Source organism: Neobacillus niacini, from assembly GCF_000759675.1.
Classification (GTDB): Bacteria; Bacillota; Bacilli; order Bacillales; family Cytobacillaceae; genus Neobacillus; species Neobacillus niacini_A.
In genome coordinates, this window is record NZ_BAWM01000158.1 from 35,491 (window position 1) to 52,221 (window position 16,731).

19 protein-coding genes are annotated in these 16,731 nt (G+C 37.5%); 6 read left to right on the top strand and 13 right to left on the bottom strand.

Annotation, left to right across the window (positions count from 1 at the left end; genetic code table 11):
- Positions 1–111 precede the first annotated feature (111 nt).
- Positions 112–726, bottom strand: a complete 615-nt coding sequence (gene safA, locus TR08_RS29400; RefSeq protein ID WP_045524445.1) for a SafA/ExsA family spore coat assembly protein — start codon at positions 724–726, stop codon at positions 112–114.
- 127 nt (positions 727–853) lie between these two features.
- On the opposite strand from safA, the gene TR08_RS29405 reads away from it, so the two are divergent.
- Together TR08_RS29405 and TR08_RS32940 are read left to right on the top strand one after the other, a co-directional pair.
- Entirely contained in the window at positions 854–1,228 is a 375-nt protein-coding gene (locus TR08_RS29405; RefSeq protein ID WP_045524447.1) for a DUF1360 domain-containing protein, read from the top strand.
- Positions 1,229–1,281: 53 nt separating this feature from the next.
- On the top strand, positions 1,282–1,422 hold the full coding sequence (locus tag TR08_RS32940; protein ID WP_193747880.1) for a hypothetical protein: 141 nt from the start codon (positions 1,282–1,284) through the stop codon (positions 1,420–1,422).
- Between the two features lie 10 nt (positions 1,423–1,432).
- Here TR08_RS32940 and TR08_RS29410 read toward each other — a convergent pair whose 3' ends face one another.
- Complete coding sequence (locus TR08_RS29410) at positions 1,433–1,678, bottom strand: PLP-dependent transferase (protein ID WP_045524449.1); 246 nt, start codon at positions 1,676–1,678, stop codon at positions 1,433–1,435.
- Between the two features lie 178 nt (positions 1,679–1,856).
- Here TR08_RS29410 and TR08_RS29415 point away from each other — a divergent pair, with 178 nt between their 5' ends.
- Positions 1,857–3,389: an FAD-dependent oxidoreductase gene (locus TR08_RS29415; RefSeq protein WP_045524451.1), complete on the top strand. Its 1,533-nt coding sequence runs from the start codon at positions 1,857–1,859 to the stop codon at positions 3,387–3,389.
- Positions 3,390–3,559: 170 nt separating this feature from the next.
- Here the strand turns inward: TR08_RS29415 and TR08_RS33765 are convergent, their stop codons facing one another.
- From TR08_RS33765 to TR08_RS29430, 4 genes are all read right to left on the bottom strand, one after another.
- A complete protein-coding gene (locus tag TR08_RS33765) occupies positions 3,560–3,694 on the bottom strand; it encodes a hypothetical protein (RefSeq protein WP_274521065.1) in 135 nt (44 codons plus the stop codon).
- A gap of 55 nt (positions 3,695–3,749) precedes the next feature.
- A complete protein-coding gene (locus tag TR08_RS29420) occupies positions 3,750–5,219 on the bottom strand; it encodes an amidase family protein (protein ID WP_045524453.1) in 1,470 nt (489 codons plus the stop codon).
- 87 nt (positions 5,220–5,306) lie between these two features.
- Complete coding sequence (locus TR08_RS29425) at positions 5,307–6,443, bottom strand: DEAD/DEAH box helicase (RefSeq protein WP_045524454.1); 1,137 nt, start codon at positions 6,441–6,443, stop codon at positions 5,307–5,309.
- A 166-nt stretch (positions 6,444–6,609) separates the two neighbouring features.
- On the bottom strand, positions 6,610–6,819 hold the full coding sequence (locus tag TR08_RS29430) for a heavy-metal-associated domain-containing protein (protein ID WP_045524456.1): 210 nt from the start codon (positions 6,817–6,819) through the stop codon (positions 6,610–6,612).
- Between the two features lie 158 nt (positions 6,820–6,977).
- On the opposite strand from TR08_RS29430, the gene TR08_RS29435 reads away from it, so the two are divergent.
- Positions 6,978–7,676, top strand: coding sequence for a Crp/Fnr family transcriptional regulator (locus TR08_RS29435; RefSeq protein ID WP_045524459.1), 699 nt, complete (start codon positions 6,978–6,980; stop codon positions 7,674–7,676).
- Here TR08_RS29435 and TR08_RS29440 read toward each other — a convergent pair.
- Positions 7,673–7,927, bottom strand: a complete 255-nt coding sequence (locus tag TR08_RS29440; RefSeq protein ID WP_045524461.1) for a hypothetical protein — start codon at positions 7,925–7,927, stop codon at positions 7,673–7,675. The two genes, TR08_RS29435 and TR08_RS29440, sit on opposite strands and share 4 nt — an antisense overlap.
- 238 nt (positions 7,928–8,165) lie before the next feature.
- Here TR08_RS29440 and TR08_RS29445 point away from each other — a divergent pair, with 238 nt between their 5' ends.
- Both TR08_RS29445 and TR08_RS29450 read left to right on the top strand, forming a co-directional pair.
- Positions 8,166–8,759: a copper resistance CopC family protein gene (locus tag TR08_RS29445; protein ID WP_045524463.1), complete on the top strand. Its 594-nt coding sequence runs from the start codon at positions 8,166–8,168 to the stop codon at positions 8,757–8,759.
- Positions 8,760–9,851: a copper resistance D family protein gene (locus tag TR08_RS29450; protein ID WP_045524465.1), complete on the top strand. Its 1,092-nt coding sequence runs from the start codon at positions 8,760–8,762 to the stop codon at positions 9,849–9,851.
- Between the two features lie 40 nt (positions 9,852–9,891).
- Here TR08_RS29450 and kynB read toward each other — a convergent pair whose 3' ends face one another.
- From kynB to kduI, 6 genes are all read right to left on the bottom strand, one after another.
- Complete coding sequence (kynB, locus tag TR08_RS29455) at positions 9,892–10,512, bottom strand: arylformamidase (protein ID WP_045524471.1); 621 nt, start codon at positions 10,510–10,512, stop codon at positions 9,892–9,894.
- A gap of 68 nt (positions 10,513–10,580) precedes the next feature.
- Positions 10,581–12,329 carry a WG repeat-containing protein gene (locus TR08_RS29460; protein WP_238579280.1) on the bottom strand — a complete coding sequence of 583 codons (1,749 nt, stop codon included), beginning with the start codon at positions 12,327–12,329 and terminating at the stop codon, positions 10,581–10,583.
- Between the two features lie 124 nt (positions 12,330–12,453).
- Positions 12,454–13,236, bottom strand: a complete 783-nt coding sequence (locus TR08_RS29465; protein WP_045524472.1) for an IclR family transcriptional regulator — start codon at positions 13,234–13,236, stop codon at positions 12,454–12,456.
- 42 nt (positions 13,237–13,278) lie between these two features.
- Positions 13,279–14,970 (bottom strand): hypothetical protein, encoded by a 1,692-nt coding sequence (locus tag TR08_RS29470; protein ID WP_238579281.1) that lies wholly within the window; start codon positions 14,968–14,970, stop codon positions 13,279–13,281.
- Between the two features lie 89 nt (positions 14,971–15,059).
- Positions 15,060–15,842 carry a 2-dehydro-3-deoxy-D-gluconate 5-dehydrogenase KduD gene (gene kduD, locus TR08_RS29475; protein ID WP_045524474.1) on the bottom strand — a complete coding sequence of 261 codons (783 nt, stop codon included), beginning with the start codon at positions 15,840–15,842 and terminating at the stop codon, positions 15,060–15,062.
- A gap of 58 nt (positions 15,843–15,900) precedes the next feature.
- Positions 15,901–16,731: a 5-dehydro-4-deoxy-D-glucuronate isomerase gene (gene kduI, locus TR08_RS29480; protein ID WP_193747881.1), complete on the bottom strand. Its 831-nt coding sequence runs from the start codon at positions 16,729–16,731 to the stop codon at positions 15,901–15,903.

The window sequence follows — 16,731 nt, forward strand, 5'->3', positions numbered from 1 at the left end:
CATCTTACCTCTATTCTAATTTTCTCATAACGAACCAGCGCTTTATTTTCATATCGGTCTTAAGACGTAGAAAGGGTCAGTCCCTTGTGTAGGAACTGACCCTTTTATTGATTATTTGGAGATAAACATTTGTGTCCAATAATGTCTTTGTGATCCGCCTTTCGCGTATCCAACACCTATATGCGTATAATTTCCACTTAGAATATTTGCTCGATGACCCGGACTGTTCATCCAAGCTCGAACCACTTCCTGAGCCGTTATTTGCCCTGCTGCAATATTTTCACCTGCGGAGCGATAGGAAATTCCAAAGTTCTTCATCATCGTAAAGGGACTTCCATATGTCGGACTATCATGACTAAAATAGTTTTTATCCCTCATGTCCATGGACTTATAACGAGCCACCCTGGAAAGCTCCCAATCTAAAGTTAAGGCTCTTAATCCATTTTTTGCTCGTTCCTGATTCGTTAATTGGATGACTTGACTTTCAATGCTTTTAGTTGCATCAAAATTAGGAATTGTAACCTTATCTCCTGGATAAATGAGGTTTGGATTCCTAAATTGCGGATTCGCTGAGATGATTTCAGAAACCCCAACTTGGTAACGAACAGCGATTTTCCATAGTGAATCGCCTGGCTGGACTGTGTAAATCTGCTGGGCAAATGAAATGCTTGGTATATTAATTAGCGATAGTAAAAACATTAAACTAAACCAAAATGATTTTTTCATTTTTTCGCCTCCTCCGATATATATTTTTGATTTAAGGCTCAAAATATACAGGTAGTAATATAAAATTTTTGTTTAGTGTTCATGGTAGACGACAGACTATAACTATCATTGAAATTCGGAGGAGAAAATGAGAGACATTTCATGGATTACCTATGTCATGTTAATTTTAGCAAGTTACCGATTAACGCATTTAATTGTTTTTGATAAAATCACTGAATTTATACGCAGGCCATTTATGAAGAAAGTTAAAGTAGAAACCAATCATGGAATCGAAACAAAGGAAATTCCGAAAGGCATGTTTGGGTATTTATTGAAATGTTATTGGTGTGCTGGAGTTTGGAGTGCCATATTTCTCGGTGGCGGATATTTACTGTTTCCACGGGTTACGTTTGTCTTTATTTTGATATTCTCGATTGCAGGCGGGCAATCCATCATTGAAACGTTTGTAGGAGTAAATATTAAGAAAGTAGATTATTATGCTGATTTGGATAAGAAGAAATAAATAATGAAAAAAAGGTCCCCCCTTCGCATATAGATTAGAAAGGGGGGATTTGAATGGCTGGATGGTGGGTGACTGCCATTGGTTTTATCATTTGTCTTGGATTTGTTGGTGGTACATTGGTATATTTTTTAAGAGGAACGCTGAATTCTGAAGACTCCACCCGTATTGATCCGGTAAAAAAAGAAATCGACTAATCTTATATCATTAACGTAAACGAACCCTGGAATTCCAGGGTTCTTTATATGCAACTGATTCCCCGAGCTCATCTGTATTCGGATTGCCGACAAGTGAATAAAGATATTGACCATTCCCATGATAAAATCCTTCTAGTTCATCAAGATCTTTAAAGGTAAATGAAGAGGTCTGATAAATTGGTGTAACTTTACTAGCTATTTTGCTATTACTTTTCTTATTACCATGTAAAATTTCTGTCTCAAATCTCTTCCCCATTTCAGCACCCTCTTCTTAATTTTCGAAATAGTTATTATATTAAAAAATATCAATACCACTATCTTTCGTCAATCTAAATTTTTTTCCAAATAATATTTCATTAATAATGGAAACCATCACATGATTTCGCTAAATTTGGAAAAATTAAGCCTATGAATATATTACTGGAGGAATACAAATGAGTTCATCTGAAAGTACCCACCATTTTCCCAGAACGTATTGGCGTGAAATAGAATTACCCACTTTTGAAACATTGAATGAAGACACAACAGTAGAGGTTGCGATTATCGGAGCTGGAATTACAGGCATTACCGCTGCGTATTTACTTGCAAAAGAAGGGGTAAAAGTCGCAGTGATTGAAGCAGGCGGAGTATTAAACGGAACAACAGGACATACAACTGCTAAGCTTACTGCTCAGCATGGATTGATTTACGATGAATTAATAGGTCATTTTGGTGAGGAAAAGGCGAAGCTTTATTTTGAATCATCCTCAAATGCCATCAATTTCGTTGAAACTACAGTGAAACAAACAGGCATAGATTGTGATTTTAGCAAACAAGACGCCTATGTCTACGCTACTTCTGATCAATATGCTGAAAAGTTGGAAATGGAGTGGTCAGCTTACCAAAGACTTGGAATCGACGGTGATTTAGTAGGTAACATTCCCTTTGATATTCAAATAAAATCTGCTTTACTAATGCGAAATCAGGCACAATACCACCCATTGAAATTTTTAAAAGGTCTCCTTGATGAAGCTGTTGGTGCTGGCTGTGCTGTTTATGAAAATACAACAGCTGTTGATATTGAAGATGAAGATTCTTCACAGCCTAAGGTTGTCACTAAGGATGGACATCGAGTTACCTGCAGGCATGTAATGATTGCCTCTCATTTCCCTTTTTACGATAAACCGGGTCTCTATTTTGCAAGAATGTACGCGGATAGGTCCTACGCGATTGGGATAAAAACGGATATGAAGTACCCAGGAGGCATGTATATTAGTGCTGACAGCCCGACCAGATCGATTCGCTATACACCTATAGAAGGGAGTAACCTCCTTATTCTTGGCGGGGAAAACCATAAAACAGGACAGGGTATCGATACCCTTAATCATTATCTTGCACTTGAATCCTTTGCGAAGGAAGTGTTTGATTTATCGGAGTATCATTATCGCTGGTCTGCTCAGGATTTGGTTAGCTTAGATAAGGTACCTTATATCGGTCCTATTACAGCAGGTAAAGAGCATATTTTAGTGGCAACCGGCTATAAAAAATGGGGTATGACTTCTGGAATTCTTGCGGCACATTTACTTACTGATTTTGTTTTAAATCGTGATAATCCTTATAAGGAATTATATTCCCCATCACGATTTGACGCTGATCCAGATATTAAATCTATTGTGACAACCAATGCAGATGTGGCAAAACATTTAATAAAAGGGAAGCTTGAGTTTGTTCCAAAGGATCCTGGGGATTTGGAGGTTGGAGAAGGTTCTGTCGTCATGCATAATGGCAAGCGTGCAGGCGCATATAAAGATGAAAACGGCAAATTGTATATCGTTGATACAACTTGCACACATCTAGGCTGTGAATGTGAATGGAATCATGCCGAAAAGTCATGGGATTGTCCATGTCACGGTTCCCGGTACTCGTATTCAGGAGATGTCATTGAAGGACCAGCTAAAAAGGCACTAAAATATGTCGGGGATGAATGATATGAATCGGATATCTACACAACATTGTGAGATATCTACACAATTCTACTTTTTATCTACACACTTTAAGTCGTTATCTACACACTTTTTGAATTTATCTACACACTTTTGACCGATATCTACAAATTCGCTTAAATATGAAACGCCTCCTTCTGCAGGAGGCGTTTCCTCTATTTACCGTGCGGACGGTTCTGTTTTAACTCTTCACCTGTTGAAAACTCAACAAGTTCAGCACTGGTTTTCATTCCCTTTTTACGATTGTTATTTCGTTGGGCATTGGCATTACCAAGTTTCGTTTTTCCCATACTATCATCTCCTTTTAGAGAAATTCATAAATAGTATGAGTGATAATTGATGAAGTTATTCTACACCAAGAACTGGTGCTTTTCGGAACCTTGTTAATTGTTCAAAACCATAGGCTGCTTCAATCAACGTAGGTTCACTATAAGCGGTTCCTGCAAAAGTAATCCCGACAGGTTCACCTTCAGCGGTATAACCAGCAGGTACAGCTATGGTCGGATAGCCAGCTTTGGCACTAATATGCGAACCCTCTTCACTTGGAAAAACAATAGCATCTAATTGATACTTCTCAAGCGCATAGTCAATTCCTTGCTGGGTAGAATGATAATAATCAAATTCCAATGACTGCACATATTTTCCTTCGGTTAAAGAACCTCTTGTTGCTTCTGATTGAATCAGAACTGCCTGTCCATACTTGAGCATTTTTTCTTCATTTTCATGATTAAATTGTATTAAATCTCTTAACGACCTAATAGGTATAGATGGTTGAAGATTGTTTAGATAGGCGTTTAAGTCGGGTTTAAATTCATAAGTCAAAACATTGTACGACCATTTCACTGTCGCACATGGAATTTCGATATGTTCGATAATCTCTGCACCGGACGCCTCTAAAACAGCAACAGTCTCTTGGAAGACCGTTTGCATTTCTTCACTTAACTGTCCAATGAATCCTTCCATGGCAATTCCGATTCTTTTTCCCTTAAGTCCATCTTTACGTAAATGTTCTGTAAAGTCTTTCCCAACTAGTGGATTCGTTCTTGTTATTGGGTCTTCTTCGTCTCTACCCGTTAAGGCATTCAAGAGGATGACTGCATCCCTAACAGTTCGAGCCATTGGTCCAGCAGTATCCTGCGTATGGGCAATCGGAATAATTCCTCTCCTGCTAATTAGACCCACTGTCGGTTTGATTCCTACTAGTGAGTTTTGGCAGGATGGATTCAAAATCGAACCAGACGTTTCCGTTCCAATCGCTGCTGCTGCTAAATTTGCAGCAACAGCTGCCCCAGAACCCGAACTAGATCCACCAACTTCAAATTGTCCTGGACCATATGGGTTTAATACTTGTCCTCCGCGTGAGCTATACCCGCTTTTCATACCAATAGCCATAAAGTTTGCCCACTCGGTCATATTCGTTTTACCAAGAATGACAGCTCCTGCTTTTCGAAGCTGTTCCGCCACATAAGAGTCTTTTACGGCAATCGAATCCTTTAATGCTAAAGATCCAGCGCTCGTATGCATTTTATCAGCTGTATCAATATTATCTTTTATCAAAATGGGAACACCATGCAACGCACTGCGTGGTCCCGTTTCCTTCCGCTGTGCATCAAGAGCTGCTGCGATATGTAAAGCTTCTGGATTCACCTCAAGGATCGAGTGAATATTTTTATCATAAATCGAAATTCTATGTAGATACATCAACACAAGTTCTTTTGAGGTAAGCTCTCCGTTAGTCATTTTTTCCTGCATTTGGGTGATGGTGGCTTCCTCAATCCAATCATTTAGATATTTGTTTAACTTAGGATTTTCCATGTTATTCCCTCCTATAGATAAAGATTCTATAAAAATGATTGAATTCCTCCAATCAAAAAAACAGTGAGTTATCCCCACTGTCTTTGATTAACGCCGTGCCTTTTGTTCAGGTTCAGCAATTTGGCCTTTGTAAAATATTCTCTTATTAGGCGTGACATTAAGTTCTTGGCAATATCGTTTTAATTCTCTCTCTTCTCGTTCCGTGACTAATGAAATAACTATCCCATTCGCTCCCATTCGTCCTGTTCTTCCAGCTCTATGAACATATTGGGCAATATCTCTCGGGAAATCCACGTGGACAACATGAGTAACTCCCTGAATATCCAATCCTCGTGCTGCTACATCTGTAGCTATCAGCATTTTCGTTTTGCCATCACGGAAAGCCTTTAACTCCGCCTGCCGTTCCAATTTCTTCATATCACTATGCAATATTCCTGTTGATAATTCTTTAAAGTGAAACTTTTCTTTAAAAACTTCGATTTCTCCAATATCATTTATAAATGCCAGAGCTTTGATGTCATCTAAACGGACAATTTTTTCAAGAAGCTTAATCTTATCTCGTGGTTCAGCAAGGAAATAGATATGCTCAACCTCTCCAGAGGAAGCCAGCTCATCCTTTTCTATTCGAAGGATTTCAGGTTCCTTTGTTATTTCCTTTGCCAGTTTCTCTGTTCCAGCTTTCATCGTTGCTGAGAATAAAACAACTTGGCGGTCGCCCATTGTTGATTTAACAATATTTTGAACCGTGTTAAGATGCTCCGGAATCAGCAGCTGATCCCCTTCATCCAAAACTACCAGCTTCACTTCGTGCATTTTTACTTTTTTCTGTTTGATTAGTTCAAACAGTCGTCCCGGTGTAGCAAAAATAACATGGGGACGCTTTTTTAATTTTTCAAGCTGACGTTTTACGTTTGCCCCGCCAATAATGGATGTGCCTCTTATTCCACTGCCTTCTGACCACTTTTGAAATTCTTGATAAACCTGCATGACCAATTCCTGCGAAGACGCTAATACAACTGCTTGGAGTGATTGGGAATTAGGTTCAATTTTATTTAATAATGGCAGTAAATAAGCAAGTGTCTTGCCCGTGCCAGTTGGAGATTCTGCGATTAAATCTTTTCCTTCAAGAATCAGAGGGATTGCTGCTTCCTGGATGGAAGTAGGTTGTTGAAATCCGGACTTTTCCCAGTTTTCTTGTAAAAAAGGGCTTAAGGTATTTAACATATTCGACTCCTTTTTTTATCTCATTTCTTCATATTATATCCACACATGCCTCTGATACTAACCTATTTAGTAAAATGTGTCCATAAAAAACCCATTCATCCGTTCACCATGGAGGCTGGAGTGACCCAAATGCTTAAAAATCTATTTAACGTGGAGGAAGAATATATTAATCAAATGTTCGAATAGCCAATTTATGAATGGTAGAATTTATTTCCTCTGGTTCAATAATCGCTTCATTATAGTTAATTTCGATTTTTCCGCTTCCAGCTAAGATCTTTACCTTTTCTATCCCGTTATATCTTTTTATTTTCCTTTTGATTTTTCCTAAACACCCAGAGCAGGCAACATCATTTAGAGACAACTGAATCATACTCATTTTGAATATCCCCTTTCATTCATGGATTCTACCTTAGTTTATAGAAATTCCAGCTATCAAACCTTGACTTACATCAAGGTTTGATTTGAATCACGACAAAGTCTTTATAAGAAAGATAAACTGTCTAGTAACGAATACTTTAAGGGAGTGGTTGAAAAGTGTGTTGTGAACATTGCTCTCATGAATCATCCTGTCTCATCACAGTTCCTGTTTTTAAAGGACTAAATGAGGAGGATATTCAGCAACTGCGGAAGGTAACGCGCAGCCGTATGGCTCAAAAAGGAGAATGTATTTTTAGAGAGGGAGAACGATCTAGTACGTTATTTGTCGTTAAAGAAGGACTGATTAAACTAACGAAAACATCAGCAGACGGAAAAGAACAAATCGTTCGTCTCCTGTTTCCTGGGGATTTCTTTGGTCTATTTTCACTTTTGAGAGATGAGAAACATTATATAAATGCGGAAACCGCCCAACAAACGACAATCTGCTCAATAGAAAAAAAAGACTTTTTAAAAGTGATGGAAAGTAACTCTGATATGTCGTTCCGCTTTTTACTGGCTATGAACGACCGTCTATATGAAGCAGATGAGTCATTGGGGAATTTAAGTCTAATGGAAGTGGAGCAAAGGCTTGCAAAGGCGCTTCTTCTTTTTCATGAAAAAATGAACATTGAGAACAAGACTTTTACGCTCCCGATAACAAAGAAAGATTTAGCAAGCTTTATTGGAACAACTCCAGAATCTGTAAGTAGAAAGCTTTTGACTTTTATGTCCAAGAATTTAATTCGCATGGAAGGTCAAAGGCAGATACAGATTCTAGAGATGGACCAGCTAAAAAGAATTTCTGAGTTTGGTTAAATTTCATTCAATTTTATTGCCATCAGGCGAAAATGTCCTGGTTCAATTTCATTTACAATCGCGTTCATCCCCATAGATTGAAAGGTCGCAACCAGTGGTTCGCCACGATGCGGTAAATGAATTTCAAATATAGTCCCAACCGGTGCCGTTTTTACAAAATTTAAGATTTCCCGTCGTGGATGTTCGCCCTTTAAGACCCTTTCGCGAATATCAATGACGGCTCTTTGTCCTTCAATTTGATAGCTGCTCATCATTTCATCTCCTCATGATTATGATTTTCACCAAGTGTATCACCCTTTTCACTATAAAAAATTGATTTATATCACTCTCATCTATGATATTAATGAGGATAGATAGTAAAATAGGTTAAGTATAGTAATAATTTATATTTGAACGTATTGTGAACATTATCTTTAATTTGATATAACTTCTTTGAATTGGTGGTAGAATGAAGAACAGCAAGATAACAATATATCGGAGTTGATAATGATGTTAAATAAAATTATTCTACTCTCTTCGTTGTTGTTCTTTTTATTTGGAGCAAATGTCTTTGCACATTCCCATTTGGAAGATTCTACGCCAAAAAATGGAGAGATCGTAACAGAGTCACTTAAAGCTATCACGCTTACTTTTGAAACTGTGTTAGAACCAACAAGTTCTTTTACCTTATTTGATGAAAACAATATCTCTATTCCACTTTCTACAGTATCCATTAGCGGTAATCAATTAATCGCTAATGTAGAAAACAATCTTTTAAATGGAACGTATAACATTCATTGGAAAATAATTGGAGAAGATGGGCACCCGCTTGAGGGCGATGTTCCTTTTACCATGCAGCTTCCTGAGAATATAACACCTCCAGAACAAGTTGAGACAGAAGAATTGAATACAAATGTGACTACAGCCGAAACAAAATCAGCTGTAGACACTGAAACAGTAATAAAAGAACAAGCCACAGAAGCAAATGACCCTGCTTTAGATGAACCTAAAATTATGAATTATGTACTCCCTGCCATTATTGGTTTGATCATGGTTTTGGGCTTCGGAAGCTATTGGTTGATTTTTAGGAGGAAACAAGTCTAGATGTTTATTGCAGGTATTATAAGTGAGGCATTACTTTATTGTTGTTTTTCGTTGTTACTAGGAAGCTTTATTCTTAGTCTTATACCGAAAACTGCACGACCGGAAATTAAGATTCCAAAAGGTGTGCTTTTAGGTGCAGCATTAGGTATTGCTATATTTTCATTTTTACCGGTATTAAAAATTGTTCTATATTTATACGAGGACCTGGGCTTAGGCTATACTCTTAAGTCTGTGTTAACGAATTTCGAGGTTGGTAAGACATGGATTAGTACGGGGATTATTTCGTTGATCCTGTTCATTTATCTAATTCCAATTAAACTTGAACAAAAACCTTTATTCTCTATAACAGGTCTAGCTTTTACACTTATCTTAATTGCTTTACTTGGCTGGTCCAGCCACGCAGCGTCTTTATCCAAATGGTCGGGTTTCATCACACATTCAGCCCACTTTTTGGCGATTACAACGTGGGTTGGAATTCTGCTGGTGGTAAGTTGGTTTTCACGTAACCATGATCATTGGCTGAATTTCTTAAAGTGGTTTTCACCCGTTGCTGTTTTATGTTTGGTCACCACGACCATTACAGGAATATCATTAATGACCTATCACATGAGTTTGACCGATTATGTTAATGTAACAGCCATTTCCTATGGTCAAACACTATTAATCAAACATTTGGCCATTCTACCATTACTGGTTTTTGCCTTTGTTAACAGTTTTTTAATTCGGAAGAGACTTAAAAATGATCCCTCTTATAATCCGCTTCCATGGGCGAAGCTGGAAAGTGTGATTGTTTTAATTGTTTTTTCCATCACAGGTGCACTCGGACAAGTCTCACCGCCTCATGAACTAAGCAGGATGATTTTTGCTGAAGGGGCTTCAAAGCTATTTACCTTTTTCCATCCAGGTGCAATAGAATTTCCTTTTGATTTTTCACCTGGAATTGTTTCAATAAGCCTATTTTTGATTTCATTACTTTTCTTGGCATTAGTGATTGTAACCTTTATTAAAAAGGCTCCTAAGGTTTTAGCAATAGTAATGAGTCTACTATTTATCCTTTCAGGCTATATTGGTTTTATGTTAAGTATTTCATGAAAGAAGCAGCGGAAATTGATCATTTTCGCTGCTTCTATTTTTATAGTGAACGTAATACTGCTCTTACCGGACTTCCATCCCCATCAACCAATGGCAGCGGTAGGGCAATTAACTCATAATCACCAGGTTCTACTTGATCCAAAAGGACTGATTCAAGGATATGGATTCCGTTTTCATTTAAACTATGGTGAGCATAAAGGTCTTTACTGTCAATGGGATCGACCGATGGAACATCCACCCCAATAAGCCGAATCCCCTTCTCCGCTAAGTATGGACCGAGGTCAGCTTCCAAATGGGGAATTCTTTCTGGAAATTCAGATGCATTTTCCCATGATAGTGTTCGAAATAACACTCTTTGAATACCCTCTAAATCTACATCTTCTAAATCCTTAGCTCCAATGCTATCCTTCCCAGTCATATCTACAACCCTTGCAGGACCCATATACAATTCGAGGTCCAATTCAATGATTCTTTTTCCATCATCATCAAAATGAAAAGGTGCATCAACATGAGTTCCAGTATGGGTGCTCATTGAAAGGCTCCCTACGTTAACAGACCCGCTCTCTGCTTTGGACCATGACACCTCATAATGAAAGGGTGTATCTCCTGGCCAAACTGGCATTCCATTTTCAAGCCTTCTGGAAATATCAATTGTTTTCATTCATCCCACTCCCTAGACAGCATTTTTTATCATATGTTAAAAATATATCGCTGCACTGGTGTTGTCAATTAATGAAAGGAACGCCAAAAGTCTCCAGCTTGATTGATGATATCACTTATTTCATTAAAGGGAATTGTAAAGGTTGGAAAGCCTGCAGCATAAGGGGCAATATCGTAAGGCTCAAAATATATATTCAACGCCTCTTCGCTAATAAAAAAGGGCTGGTCTGCCTGTATCCCTTTATACGTTTCCGGGAAAACATAGGAATATTGCTCATCATTTTTGATTTGCTTGCCAATAATCTCACTGATTTCTTTTACATAATCTGCCCCTGGCTTAAACAAGTCTTTTAGTTGATAAAATTTCCCTGACTTGAGGTCTAAATGGGCATATTTTTTTATAGGCATCCCATGGGCGGCACCAAAAGGATAATCATACCCATTTATCTCAATGACTACTAGGTTATTTTTATAAAAACTTACGTCGAAATCACCTGCGTAGCTTGATTCTAATTGTGTATGTTGAGGTATTGGCTTTACTCCAGATAGAGTCTTCAAAGTCTGATTAACGCTCTCCAGAGATTCAACACCCTTTATCTGTGGATAATAAACTAAATAATCCTTATTTGGTTTATATTTATTTTCGATAACAGAATAATGGTCGTTTAAAGGAATGATTGTATTTTGCTTCCAAATTAACTTTCCTTTTTTATCAAAATAGAGAATACGGAGATCAATATCTCCTTTAATTAACGATTTATCAAATGTTAGTAAACCACTGCCGTTAACCTTTGGAAGGTGATCCAATCTCTGACCACGCTTATCGATAAAGAATGTAATTTCGTCATTATAGGCAGAGGCGATTCCATCCTTAAAACTCGATACTCCATTATAAATAAAACCAGTATAAATTTGTCCGTTAGAATCAGCTATTGCATATTTGGGAAAAAGATAAGGTCGTTCAGGATCGCTCGCTTTTCCAAGCGCATATCGATTTTCTTCTAGGTTTAATAGACTATTATAGTGCGGTTTAATAATAAATTTCCCCTGCTTATCAATAAGCCCGTAAATATTATGATCTACATTAACAATTGCCTTCCCTTCAACAAACGGCTGTGTTCCGGTAAACTGTGGTTCAATGAGCACTTTACCTGATTCGTCCATGTAACCCCATTTTCCATCATTACTTTTACGAAATGCCAGCATGCCTTCTCCATAATCGTCGACAAAAGAATAAGGGTAGGAATTCAATACTTTTCCTGTAAGATCAATGAGAGCATAGCTGCCCTCTTTCATTTTTACTAAAGCTTTTCCGTCTTTAAAGTCACTAGCAGATTCATAGGACAATGGAATGACTTCATTGCCCCTTCTATTTAAATAACCATATAAATATTCGCCATGCTCGTTAGTATTGGCAACTAATGCTCTGCCTTCCTGGTAATCGCCGATAAAGGAATACGCCTTAGAGGTAATTTCTTTCCCGCTTTCATCCAATACCTTAAAGCCTTCATCGTCGATAGCGGTTGCCCGTCCTTCTGAAAAAGGACTAATTGTATCATATTTTGGTTTCACTATAAAATACCCGTCACTGTTGATAATACCTGTAAGATTATTTAATTGAACGATGGCTAAACCATTTTCCTGAAAGTCACGAGCCATTTCATAATTTGGAGGAAGGACAAAAGCCCCCTTGTCATTAATGTATCCCCACTTACTTCCGCCAATCTCTTTGACTTCAGCTGGAAAAAGGTAAACCATTCTGGTTAAGGAAAGAAGGTAGGTAACCCAATTTTCCTGTTCCGTATTTCTTCTATACATCCGTACTACCCCATTTTATTTTTTATTATATATATGAAAAAATGGGCTGGAAGTAGCTTATCTTCTATAAACAAAAAGAATCTATTTTGAAAGAGATTCTCCAAAATAGATTCTTACTTTTCACTTAGATAAACACATAATTTTGCTGTAATTCTCGCAAGATGTTTTCTTTTGTTTTCAGTATGGCAGTAACGATTTCATCCTTTACCGCTGGTGAAATGCGATAGGAGGGCACACTCACGCTAAACGCGCCGTATGTTTGATTGTTCATTACCAGTGATACACCCAGGCAATAAACATCCTTTTCGCCTTCACTATCATCGATTGCATAACCATTTCTTTTTACATCCTCTAGCTGTTTAAATAAAGTCTCCGAATCAGTAATGGTACTTTCAGTTAAAGCCTTTAGTTCCACCCGGTTCAAATAAGCTAATATTTCACTTTCCGTCATTTCTGAAAGGACCGCTTTCCCCATTGCAGAGCAATAAAGAGGCTTAGATAAACCAATTCTAGAATTTAAACAAACAATTGGCTTATTCGTTTCCAACTTGTTAACTGTTAGAATTTCATCGCCTTCTAAAATACCTAAGTGTATCGTTTCATCTAAACTATTTTGCAACTCTTTTAAATAAGGATAAGAGATTTTTGAAATGTCCAGATTTGCAAGATACTTGTTTGCGTATTTTATTAAGGCACTGCCAAGCTCAAATTTTTTCGTTTCTGGATGTTTTTTCACATACCCAATTAGAAGAAGGGTATCCAATATCTTCAAGGCAGTTGAACTTGTTAATCCTGTTTCCTGTGCAATCACATTTAACGCTTGTGGTTCTTTCTTTGCTGACAGAAAATCAAGGATACTAGCAGCCTTTATTAGAACAGTACCATAGGGTTGTTTTGCATTCTCCATCTTATGACCTCCCTTCATCTCTAAAATTTATTATAAAGTAATCTAATTGATTTGATAATCGACAAATGAGATGCTGTGACCGTTAAGCACCCTGTCCTTGTTCCCCTTGTTATCTAAACTAAATTGTATTACATCATTTCTCCATGTTATATAGGATACGGTTGTTTTGTTAACAGAGCCCTCACTAGTAAAGCAAGATTTATTCTTTACTTCCATAGCAGTGATATATGTTTCCAAATCATGTATGCCCCATACAAGAGCGTCCTTAGCAGATACTATCTCCATAATAACCCCATTCCAATTGGAAGATATCGGGCTAATGATTGAAATTCTATCATTTTTTTCTTCCCAATTAAACTCGTTCATCAGTTGAAATGTAATAAAGGTGTCCCCAACCTTACCATAACCTTTATTTTCAGTAAATTTCCACTCTCCTTTCGGGAGACAACCATTAATAAATGGATGCGCTTCTTCATCCGAAGGGATATTCCAAACTTGAATAACTGTGTCCTTATGATACATCACTTCTCCAAAAGAGCTTGAATGACGGTCATCACCGGGGACGTACTTTTCTCCCGGTTGAAAGAAAAACGCCTGATTCACACTTTCTGATTGAGTTAACGGCAGAGTGATATCCCAGCGCTGCTGTTCATTGTCATATTCATTTATTCTTTCCCAGATACCCCCAACTGCGTATTCAGGCGTAATAAACACATATGTATGTGCTTTTTCTGTCACAATACCATCAGCATTTGAAAATTTGATTTTTCGTTTTATTTCATTCGGTTGTGTACGATTGGTAACACTCTTAACAATATCTTCAGAAACCTCATACGTAAATAATGCAGATCCTTCCAATCTAACAATATCATTTGGCAAAGGAAAATCACCAAATTGAATATAATCAAACAGAGTATTTCTATCCTTCGGAGCATCATGAGGCCACTGACGTGAATGCGGACCTGCCCAGGTTCCCTTTAAGTAATAATCAGCTCGCAACCTCCATAAATAATCAAGAAGTTCACTCATTGTGCTTCTTACTTCTAAATCCTCCAAGACGTCCCATACACAGGTAAAGGATTGGACCCAATGCCAGAACCACGGAAGCGCACCATATTCTTTAAATCCAAATTCTCTTATATGATTTAATTGTTTTTTTGCAAGTTGGTGTCCCTGATCTACTAGCTCCTTATTATGAAAGAAATCACCGAGTAATAATTTTAGAGAGGTATGTTTGGCTTCATGGTGATACATATAAGTCAATGGTTGTTTATAAACATTACTTTCATACATATGCGTTAAAGCTTGATAGCAATCATTTTTTACGTCAGTGGGCAACTCATGCTGATATTTGTTATAAAACAATATAAGTAAACATCCCATCAATTCTACTGGGAGGAAATTTGGTTTTGCCTTGGAAGGGTCGTTACCCAAATTTAACGGCCAGTTTCCATACATCGGATTCTGAGGATTTTTCTCCTGAAGTGATAATACATTATGAATCATAGTAAGAGCTATTTCTTTAGCATTCTTAGATTGTTCCTCGTTCCAATCACAATCAAATTCCTTGTCTACACAATAGGCAAATAAATGAATAGCGTAATAAAAATTATCACGTAAATCTTTATGAAACCAGTATCCACTTGGCAATAAAGGAAGTTCAAGAGCTTTATTAGCTGCTAAGCTTGCAATCTCTTTTCTTCGATTATTGATCGCTATAGTAGAGTAGTACAAATGGTTTTCCCTCCCCAGATAATGAAAAGAATATAGCTATATAAAGATAGCTATATTCTTAGTAATTTAATCTATAAATGACCTTTGCGTTAGCGGACTAACCAGCCGCCATCGACTGGAATAATGGCTCCATTCATGTAATCAGATGCTTTGCTTGCAAGGAAGACCACTACACTTTGCAAATCAGCAGGAGTTGCCCAGCGACCAGCTGGAATACGAGAAGTAATTTCTGCATGACGCACTTCGTCCTCACGAATTGGTGCTGTATTTTTTGTTTCAACATAACCAGGTGCAATAGCATTAATTTGCACACCTTTTATCGCTAATTCATTCGCAAATGCTTTTGTTAATCCAGCGACACCATGTTTACTGGCTGTATAGGATGGTACAAATTTACCGCCTTGAAAAGAGAGCATGGAAGCTACATTAATGATTTTTCCGCTGCCTTGTTCCACCATTACTTTGGCAGCTTCTTGGCTCAATAAGTAAACAGCATTTAGATTAATATCCATTACTGCATCCCAATCTTCTTCCTTATACTCCAGTAATGGTGAACGGCGAATAGTACCTGCGTTATTTACCAAAATATCTACTCTGCCATATGATTCTAAGCATTTAGAAACGATATCTTTAGAAACTTGCTTATTTGCTAAATCACCTTGAAAAAACTCTACTCGACGTCCTTCTTTTTCGATTAATTCTTTCGTTTCTCCCCAGTTATTCCCATGGGTAGTGATAAAAAGGTCCGCACCTGCTTTTGCCAGCGCAACCGCAAATCCTTGTCCAAGTCCTGTATTGCCGCCGGTCACAATAGCCACTTTACCATCTAATTTAAAATAATCTAATGAAAATTGTTGTAAATCATACGCCATTTTTTAAATCCTCCGTATGTTTTTAATGAACTACATTAAAACGATATTTCGAAAAAATTTATTTTAAATCCTTCATTGGAACCATGTCCATATCATTATAAGTAATGTTTTCACCGCACATTGCCCAAATGAATGTATAGTCACTTGAACCAACTCCAGTATGGATTGACCAGCTTGGAGAGATTGCAGCCTGCTCATTAGCGATTACTAAATGTTTTGTTTCATCCGGTTTGCCCATGAAATGGAAAACTCGAGTATCTTCTTTCATATCAAAATAAAGGTATGTTTCCATACGGCGTTCATGAGTATGACATGGCATTGTGTTCCAAGCACTTCCTGGTGTTAGGATGGTATATCCCATTTGAAGCTGACAGCTTTGACATACGTTCGGATGAATATATTGATAAATGGAACGATGATTTAAAGTTGATGAATCCCCTGTCACCATAGGTTCAATATTATCAATACTAATTCTTACATTTGGGTATTTATGATGAGCCGGTACAGAAACGGTATAGAATTTTGCTGGATTAGCCGGATCTTCTGATTTAAACTGAATATCCTTTGTTTCTTTTCCAATGTAATAACCGTCTTGCTTTTTCATTGGTTCTTCAGAGCCCTCGATAACAATTGATCCAGGTCCGCCAATATTAATAATACCTAGTTCACGACGTTCTAAGAAATATGTAACTCCTAATTCAGTAGAAAGTTCAATTGTTAATGGCTTATCTGTAGGTGTAACACCACCAAAGATCATCCTGTCGTTATGTGTATACGTTAATCTAACTTCTCCTGGTACAAAAATACTTTCTACTAAAAATTCCTTGCGCAGTTGTTCTGTTGAATAATGACGAATATCTTCTGGACTATGTGTATAACGAGTTTCCAT

What these genes read in the sequence shown, in the direction of transcription:
- safA (WP_045524445.1), bottom strand. Translation starts at nt 726, where the DNA reads ATGAAAAAATCATTTTGGTTTAGTTTAATGTTTTTACTATCGCTAATT.
- TR08_RS29405 (WP_045524447.1), top strand. Translation starts at nt 854, where the DNA reads ATGAGAGACATTTCATGGATTACCTATGTCATGTTAATTTTAGCAAGT.
- TR08_RS32940 (WP_193747880.1), top strand. Translation starts at nt 1,282, where the DNA reads ATGGCTGGATGGTGGGTGACTGCCATTGGTTTTATCATTTGTCTTGGA.
- TR08_RS29410 (WP_045524449.1), bottom strand. Translation starts at nt 1,678, where the DNA reads ATGGGGAAGAGATTTGAGACAGAAATTTTACATGGTAATAAGAAAAGT.
- TR08_RS29415 (WP_045524451.1), top strand. Translation starts at nt 1,857, where the DNA reads ATGAGTTCATCTGAAAGTACCCACCATTTTCCCAGAACGTATTGGCGT.
- TR08_RS33765 (WP_274521065.1), bottom strand. Translation starts at nt 3,694, where the DNA reads ATGGGAAAAACGAAACTTGGTAATGCCAATGCCCAACGAAATAACAAT.
- TR08_RS29420 (WP_045524453.1), bottom strand. Translation starts at nt 5,219, where the DNA reads ATGGAAAATCCTAAGTTAAACAAATATCTAAATGATTGGATTGAGGAA.
- TR08_RS29425 (WP_045524454.1), bottom strand. Translation starts at nt 6,443, where the DNA reads ATGTTAAATACCTTAAGCCCTTTTTTACAAGAAAACTGGGAAAAGTCC.
- TR08_RS29430 (WP_045524456.1), bottom strand. Translation starts at nt 6,819, where the DNA reads ATGAGTATGATTCAGTTGTCTCTAAATGATGTTGCCTGCTCTGGGTGT.
- TR08_RS29440 (WP_045524461.1), bottom strand. Translation starts at nt 7,927, where the DNA reads ATGAGCAGCTATCAAATTGAAGGACAAAGAGCCGTCATTGATATTCGC.
- TR08_RS29445 (WP_045524463.1), top strand. Translation starts at nt 8,166, where the DNA reads ATGTTAAATAAAATTATTCTACTCTCTTCGTTGTTGTTCTTTTTATTT.
- TR08_RS29450 (WP_045524465.1), top strand. Translation starts at nt 8,760, where the DNA reads ATGTTTATTGCAGGTATTATAAGTGAGGCATTACTTTATTGTTGTTTT.
- kynB (WP_045524471.1), bottom strand. Translation starts at nt 10,512, where the DNA reads ATGAAAACAATTGATATTTCCAGAAGGCTTGAAAATGGAATGCCAGTT.
- TR08_RS29460 (WP_238579280.1), bottom strand. Translation starts at nt 12,329, where the DNA reads ATGTATAGAAGAAATACGGAACAGGAAAATTGGGTTACCTACCTTCTT.
- TR08_RS29465 (WP_045524472.1), bottom strand. Translation starts at nt 13,236, where the DNA reads ATGGAGAATGCAAAACAACCCTATGGTACTGTTCTAATAAAGGCTGCT.
- kduD (WP_045524474.1), bottom strand. Translation starts at nt 15,842, where the DNA reads ATGGCGTATGATTTACAACAATTTTCATTAGATTATTTTAAATTAGAT.
- kduI (WP_193747881.1), bottom strand. Translation starts at nt 16,731, where the DNA reads ATGGAAACTCGTTATACACATAGTCCAGAAGATATTCGTCATTATTCA.